The sequence below is a fragment of the Bacillus sp. EB106-08-02-XG196 genome, assembly GCF_013396335.1.
Taxonomy (GTDB): domain Bacteria; phylum Bacillota; class Bacilli; order Bacillales; family Cytobacillaceae; genus Neobacillus.
In genome coordinates this window covers 1-6,758 of the sequence record NZ_JABWSY010000034.1, presented here as the reverse complement: position 1 = coordinate 6,758, position 6,758 = coordinate 1, and the positions used below count along the sequence as shown (strand labels likewise).

The window sequence follows — 6,758 nt, the reverse complement described above, 5'->3', positions numbered from 1 at the left end:
GTAAGAGAATTATGCAGTGCTGCCATAACCATGAGTGATAACACTGCGGCCAACTTACTTCTGACAACGATCGGAGGACCGAAGGAGCTAACCGCTTTTTTGCACAACATGGGGGATCATGTAACTCGCCTTGATCGTTGGGAACCGGAGCTGAATGAAGCCATACCAAACGACGAGCGTGACACCACGATGCCTGCAGCAATGGCAACAACGTTGCGCAAACTATTAACTGGCGAACTACTTACTCTAGCTTCCCGGCAACAATTAATAGACTGGATGGAGGCGGATAAAGTTGCAGGACCACTTCTGCGCTCGGCCCTTCCGGCTGGCTGGTTTATTGCTGATAAATCTGGAGCCGGTGAGCGTGGGTCTCGCGGTATCATTGCAGCACTGGGGCCAGATGGTAAGCCCTCCCGTATCGTAGTTATCTACACGACGGGGAGTCAGGCAACTATGGATGAACGAAATAGACAGATCGCTGAGATAGGTGCCTCACTGATTAAGCATTGGTAACTGTCAGACCAAGTTTACTCATATATACTTTAGATTGATTTAAAACTTCATTTTTAATTTAAAAGGATCTAGGTGAAGATCCTTTTTGATAATCTCATGACCAAAATCCCTTAACGTGAGTTTTCGTTCCACTGAGCGTCAGACCCCGTAGAAAAGATCAAAGGATCTTCTTGAGATCCTTTTTTTCTGCGCGTAATCTGCTGCTTGCAAACAAAAAAACCACCGCTACCAGCGGTGGTTTGTTTGCCGGATCAAGAGCTACCAACTCTTTTTCCGAAGGTAACTGGCTTCAGCAGAGCGCAGATACCAAATACTGTCCTTCTAGTGTAGCCGTAGTTAGGCCACCACTTCAAGAACTCTGTAGCACCGCCTACATACCTCGCTCTGCTAATCCTGTTACCAGTGGCTGCTGCCAGTGGCGATAAGTCGTGTCTTACCGGGTTGGACTCAAGACGATAGTTACCGGATAAGGCGCAGCGGTCGGGCTGAACGGGGGGTTCGTGCACACAGCCCAGCTTGGAGCGAACGACCTACACCGAACTGAGATACCTACAGCGTGAGCTATGAGAAAGCGCCACGCTTCCCGAAGGGAGAAAGGCGGACAGGTATCCGGTAAGCGGCAGGGTCGGAACAGGAGAGCGCACGAGGGAGCTTCCAGGGGGAAACGCCTGGTATCTTTATAGTCCTGTCGGGTTTCGCCACCTCTGACTTGAGCGTCGATTTTTGTGATGCTCGTCAGGGGGGCGGAGCCTATGGAAAAACGCCAGCAACGCGGCCTTTTTACGGTTCCTGGCCTTTTGCTGGCCTTTTGCTCACATGTTCTTTCCTGCGTTATCCCCTGATTCTGTGGATAACCGTATTACCGCCTTTGAGTGAGCTGATACCGCTCGCCGCAGCCGAACGACCGAGCGCAGCGAGTCAGTGAGCGAGGAAGCGGAAGAGCGCCTGATGCGGTATTTTCTCCTTACGCATCTGTGCGGTATTTCACACCGCAATGGTGCACTCTCAGTACAATCTGCTCTGATGCCGCATAGTTAAGCCAGTATACACTCCGCTATCGCTACGTGACTGGGTCATGGCTGCGCCCCGACACCCGCCAACACCCGCTGACGCGCCCTGACGGGCTTGTCTGCTCCCGGCATCCGCTTACAGACAAGCTGTGACCGTCTCCGGGAGCTGCATGTGTCAGAGGTTTTCACCGTCATCACCGAAACGCGCGAGGCAGCTGCGGTAAAGCTCATCAGCGTGGTCGTGAAGCGATTCACAGATGTCTGCCTGTTCATCCGCGTCCAGCTCGTTGAGTTTCTCCAGAAGCGTTAATGTCTGGCTTCTGATAAAGCGGGCCATGTTAAGGGCGGTTTTTTCCTGTTTGGTCACTGATGCCTCCGTGTAAGGGGGATTTCTGTTCATGGGGGTAATGATACCGATGAAACGAGAGAGGATGCTCACGATACGGGTTACTGATGATGAACATGCCCGGTTACTGGAACGTTGTGAGGGTAAACAACTGGCGGTATGGATGCGGCGGGACCAGAGAAAAATCACTCAGGGTCAATGCCAGCGCTTCGTTAATACAGATGTAGGTGTTCCACAGGGTAGCCAGCAGCATCCTGCGATGCAGATCCGGAACATAATGGTGCAGGGCGCTGACTTCCGCGTTTCCAGACTTTACGAAACACGGAAACCGAAGACCATTCATGTTGTTGCTCAGGTCGCAGACGTTTTGCAGCAGCAGTCGCTTCACGTTCGCTCGCGTATCGGTGATTCATTCTGCTAACCAGTAAGGCAACCCCGCCAGCCTAGCCGGGTCCTCAACGACAGGAGCACGATCATGCGCACCCGTGGGGCCGCCATGCCGGCGATAATGGCCTGCTTCTCGCCGAAACGTTTGGTGGCGGGACCAGTGACGAAGGCTTGAGCGAGGGCGTGCAAGATTCCGAATACCGCAAGCGACAGGCCGATCATCGTCGCGCTCCAGCGAAAGCGGTCCTCGCCGAAAATGACCCAGAGCGCTGCCGGCACCTGTCCTACGAGTTGCATGATAAAGAAGACAGTCATAAGTGCGGCGACGATAGTCATGCCCCGCGCCCACCGGAAGGAGCTGACTGGGTTGAAGGCTCTCAAGGGCATCGGTCGAGATCCCGGTGCCTAATGAGTGAGCTAACTTACATTAATTGCGTTGCGCTCACTGCCCGCTTTCCAGTCGGGAAACCTGTCGTGCCAGCTGCATTAATGAATCGGCCAACGCGCGGGGAGAGGCGGTTTGCGTATTGGGCGCCAGGGTGGTTTTTCTTTTCACCAGTGAGACGGGCAACAGCTGATTGCCCTTCACCGCCTGGCCCTGAGAGAGTTGCAGCAAGCGGTCCACGCTGGTTTGCCCCAGCAGGCGAAAATCCTGTTTGATGGTGGTTAACGGCGGGATATAACATGAGCTGTCTTCGGTATCGTCGTATCCCACTACCGAGATGTCCGCACCAACGCGCAGCCCGGACTCGGTAATGGCGCGCATTGCGCCCAGCGCCATCTGATCGTTGGCAACCAGCATCGCAGTGGGAACGATGCCCTCATTCAGCATTTGCATGGTTTGTTGAAAACCGGACATGGCACTCCAGTCGCCTTCCCGTTCCGCTATCGGCTGAATTTGATTGCGAGTGAGATATTTATGCCAGCCAGCCAGACGCAGACGCGCCGAGACAGAACTTAATGGGCCCGCTAACAGCGCGATTTGCTGGTGACCCAATGCGACCAGATGCTCCACGCCCAGTCGCGTACCGTCTTCATGGGAGAAAATAATACTGTTGATGGGTGTCTGGTCAGAGACATCAAGAAATAACGCCGGAACATTAGTGCAGGCAGCTTCCACAGCAATGGCATCCTGGTCATCCAGCGGATAGTTAATGATCAGCCCACTGACGCGTTGCGCGAGAAGATTGTGCACCGCCGCTTTACAGGCTTCGACGCCGCTTCGTTCTACCATCGACACCACCACGCTGGCACCCAGTTGATCGGCGCGAGATTTAATCGCCGCGACAATTTGCGACGGCGCGTGCAGGGCCAGACTGGAGGTGGCAACGCCAATCAGCAACGACTGTTTGCCCGCCAGTTGTTGTGCCACGCGGTTGGGAATGTAATTCAGCTCCGCCATCGCCGCTTCCACTTTTTCCCGCGTTTTCGCAGAAACGTGGCTGGCCTGGTTCACCACGCGGGAAACGGTCTGATAAGAGACACCGGCATACTCTGCGACATCGTATAACGTTACTGGTTTCACATTCACCACCCTGAATTGACTCTCTTCCGGGCGCTATCATGCCATACCGCGAAAGGTTTTGCGCCATTCGATGGTGTCCGGGATCTCGACGCTCTCCCTTATGCGACTCCTGCATTAGGAAGCAGCCCAGTAGTAGGTTGAGGCCGTTGAGCACCGCCGCCGCAAGGAATGGTGCATGCAAGGAGATGGCGCCCAACAGTCCCCCGGCCACGGGGCCTGCCACCATACCCACGCCGAAACAAGCGCTCATGAGCCCGAAGTGGCGAGCCCGATCTTCCCCATCGGTGATGTCGGCGATATAGGCGCCAGCAACCGCACCTGTGGCGCCGGTGATGCCGGCCACGATGCGTCCGGCGTAGAGGATCGAGATCGATCTCGATCCCGCGAAATTAATACGACTCACTATAGGGGAATTGTGAGCTGATAACAATTCCCCTCTAGAAATAATTTTGTTTAACTTTAAGAAGGAGATATACATATGAGCGATAAAATTATTCACCTGACTGACGACAGTTTTGACACGGATGTACTCAAAGCGGACGGGGCGATCCTCGTCGATTTCTGGGCAGAGTGGTGCGGTCCGTGCAAAATGATCGCCCCGATTCTGGATGAAATCGCTGACGAATATCAGGGCAAACTGACCGTTGCAAAACTGAACATCGATCAAAACCCTGGCACTGCGCCGAAATATGGCATCCGTGGTATCCCGACTCTGCTGCTGTTCAAAAACGGTGAAGTGGCGGCAACCAAAGTGGGTGCACTGTCTAAAGGTCAGTTGAAAGAGTTCCTCGACGCTAACCTGGCCGGTTCTGGTTCTGGCCATATGCACCATCATCATCATCATAGTGTCCTACAACGGCTGCAGCCCTATCCTGGGTTACGTGTGTTGATTTCCGGCGGGGCTGCCGGCATTGGTGAAGTGCTGGCGGCGGCGTATCTGGAAGCCGGTGCCCAGGTGCATGTGTGTGATGTGAGCGAGTCGGCCCTGGCGGTGTTTCGCGACAAATACCCAGGCACCGTCGCCACCCGCGCCGATGTCAGCGACGCCGCGCAGATCGAGGCGGTGTTCAAGGTGCAGCGCGAGCATCTCGGTGGCCTCGATGTGTTGGTCAACAACGCCGGGATCGCCGGGCCCACCGGCGGGATCGATGCGATCAGCGACGCCGAGTGGCAAGCCACCATCAACATCAATCTCACCGCGCAATACCGGTTTGCCCACCACGCAGTGCCGATGCTCAAGGAATCGTCCCACGGCCATCTGCTGCATATCGCCTCGGTGGCGGGGCGCTTGGGTTACGCGTGGCGCACGCCCTATGCGGCAACCAAATGGGCGATCGTCGGCTTGATGAAATCCCTGGCTTCGGAGCTGGGCGAGAGCGATATCCGCGTCAACGCCTTGCTGCCCGGCATCGTCGAAGGCCCGCGTATGGACGGCGTGATCCGTGCGCGTGCCGAACAGGTCGGCGTGCCCGAAGCCGAGATGCGCCAGGAATACCTCAACAAGATTTCCCTCAAGCGCATGGTCACCGCCGAAGACGTGGCAGCCATGGCCTTGTTCCTCTGTTCGCCCGCCGCACGCAACGTGACCGGCCAGGCGATCAGCGTCGACGGTAACGTCGAGTACCTGTAATCTTCTGTCTGGTGCCACGCGGTTCTGGTATGAAAGAAACCGCTGCTGCTAAATTCGAACGCCAGCACATGGACAGCCCAGATCTGGGTACCGACGACGACGACAAGGCCATGGCTGATATCGGATCCGAATTCGAGCTCCGTCGACAAGCTTGCGGCCGCACTCGAGCACCACCACCACCACCACTGAGATCCGGCTGCTAACAAAGCCCGAAAGGAAGCTGAGTTGGCTGCTGCCACCGCTGAGCAATAACTAGCATAACCCCTTGGGGCCTCTAAACGGGTCTTGAGGGGTTTTTTGCTGAAAGGAGGAACTATATCCGGATTGGCGAATGGGACGCGCCCTGTAGCGGCGCATTAAGCGCGGCGGGTGTGGTGGTTACGCGCAGCGTGACCGCTACACTTGCCAGCGCCCTAGCGCCCGCTCCTTTCGCTTTCTTCCCTTCCTTTCTCGCCACGTTCGCCGGCTTTCCCCGTCAAGCTCTAAATCGGGGGCTCCCTTTAGGGTTCCGATTTAGTGCTTTACGGCACCTCGACCCCAAAAAACTTGATTAGGGTGATGGTTCACGTAGTGGGCCATCGCCCTGATAGACGGTTTTTCGCCCTTTGACGTTGGAGTCCACGTTCTTTAATAGTGGACTCTTGTTCCAAACTGGAACAACACTCAACCCTATCTCGGTCTATTCTTTTGATTTATAAGGGATTTTGCCGATTTCGGCCTATTGGTTAAAAAATGAGCTGATTTAACAAAAATTTAACGCGAATTTTAACAAAATATTAACGCTTACAATTTAGGTGGCACTTTTCGGGGAAATGTGCGCGGAACCCCTATTTGTTTATTTTTCTAAATACATTCAAATATGTATCCGCTCATGAGACAATAACCCTGATAAATGCTTCAATAATATTGAAAAAGGAAGAGTATGAGTATTCAACATTTCCGTGTCGCCCTTATTCCCTTTTTTGCGGCATTTTGCCTTCCTGTTTTTGCTCACCCAGAAACGCTGGTGAAAGTAAAAGATGCTGAAGATCAGTTGGGTGCACGAGTGGGTTACATCGAACTGGATCTCAACAGCGGTAAGATCCTTGAGAGTTTTCGCCCCGAAGAACGTTTTCCAATGATGAGCACTTTTAAAGTTCTGCTATGTGGCGCGGTATTATCCCGTATTGACGCCGGGCAAGAGCAACTCGGTCGCCGCATACACTATTCTCAGAATGACTTGGTTGAGTACTCACCAGTCACAGAAAAGCATCTTACGGATGGCATGACAGTAAGAGAATTATGCAGTGCTGCCATAACCATGAGTGATAACACTGCGGCCAACTTACTTCTGACAACGATCGGAGG

General features: G+C 54.2%; 6 protein-coding genes and 2 pseudogenes. 4 read left to right on the top strand and 4 right to left on the bottom strand.

The window, feature by feature from the left end; translation table 11 throughout:
• The coding region (gene bla, locus MLOOGBEN_RS28685; RefSeq protein ID WP_154590121.1) for a class A beta-lactamase at positions 1-513 on the top strand (513 nt) is incomplete at its 5' end.
• A 1,185-nt stretch (positions 514-1,698) separates the two neighbouring features.
• On the opposite strand, the gene MLOOGBEN_RS28675 is transcribed toward bla, so the two are convergent.
• Positions 1,699-1,890, bottom strand: a complete 192-nt coding sequence (locus MLOOGBEN_RS28675; protein WP_000165985.1) for a Rop family plasmid primer RNA-binding protein — start codon at positions 1,888-1,890, stop codon at positions 1,699-1,701.
• A gap of 31 nt (positions 1,891-1,921) precedes the next feature.
• On the opposite strand from MLOOGBEN_RS28675, the gene MLOOGBEN_RS29770 reads away from it, so the two are divergent.
• Positions 1,922-2,290 (top strand): hypothetical protein, encoded by a 369-nt coding sequence (locus MLOOGBEN_RS29770; protein ID WP_000538659.1) that lies wholly within the window; start codon positions 1,922-1,924, stop codon positions 2,288-2,290.
• A 17-nt stretch (positions 2,291-2,307) separates the two neighbouring features.
• On the opposite strand, the pseudogene MLOOGBEN_RS28665 reads toward MLOOGBEN_RS29770, so the two are convergent.
• The 3 genes and pseudogenes from MLOOGBEN_RS28665 to MLOOGBEN_RS28655 form a co-directional block, all read right to left on the bottom strand.
• A pseudogene (locus MLOOGBEN_RS28665) lies at positions 2,308-2,649 on the bottom strand (hypothetical protein); the annotation flags it as partial.
• A 49-nt stretch (positions 2,650-2,698) separates the two neighbouring features.
• Positions 2,699-3,781: a DNA-binding transcriptional repressor LacI gene (lacI, locus tag MLOOGBEN_RS28660; RefSeq protein ID WP_000805902.1), complete on the bottom strand. Its 1,083-nt coding sequence runs from the start codon at positions 3,779-3,781 to the stop codon at positions 2,699-2,701.
• A 79-nt stretch (positions 3,782-3,860) separates the two neighbouring features.
• Positions 3,861-4,145, bottom strand: a pseudogene (locus tag MLOOGBEN_RS28655) (MFS transporter); the annotation flags it as partial.
• Between the two features lie 114 nt (positions 4,146-4,259).
• On the opposite strand from MLOOGBEN_RS28655, the gene trxA reads away from it, so the two are divergent.
• The gene (gene trxA, locus MLOOGBEN_RS28650) at positions 4,260-5,411 is read left to right on the top strand and encodes a thioredoxin TrxA (protein WP_179161646.1); all 1,152 of its coding nucleotides are present in this window, start codon (positions 4,260-4,262) and stop codon (positions 5,409-5,411) included.
• A gap of 922 nt (positions 5,412-6,333) precedes the next feature.
• The coding region (locus tag MLOOGBEN_RS28645; RefSeq protein ID WP_179161645.1) for a serine hydrolase at positions 6,334-6,758 on the top strand (425 nt) is incomplete at its 3' end.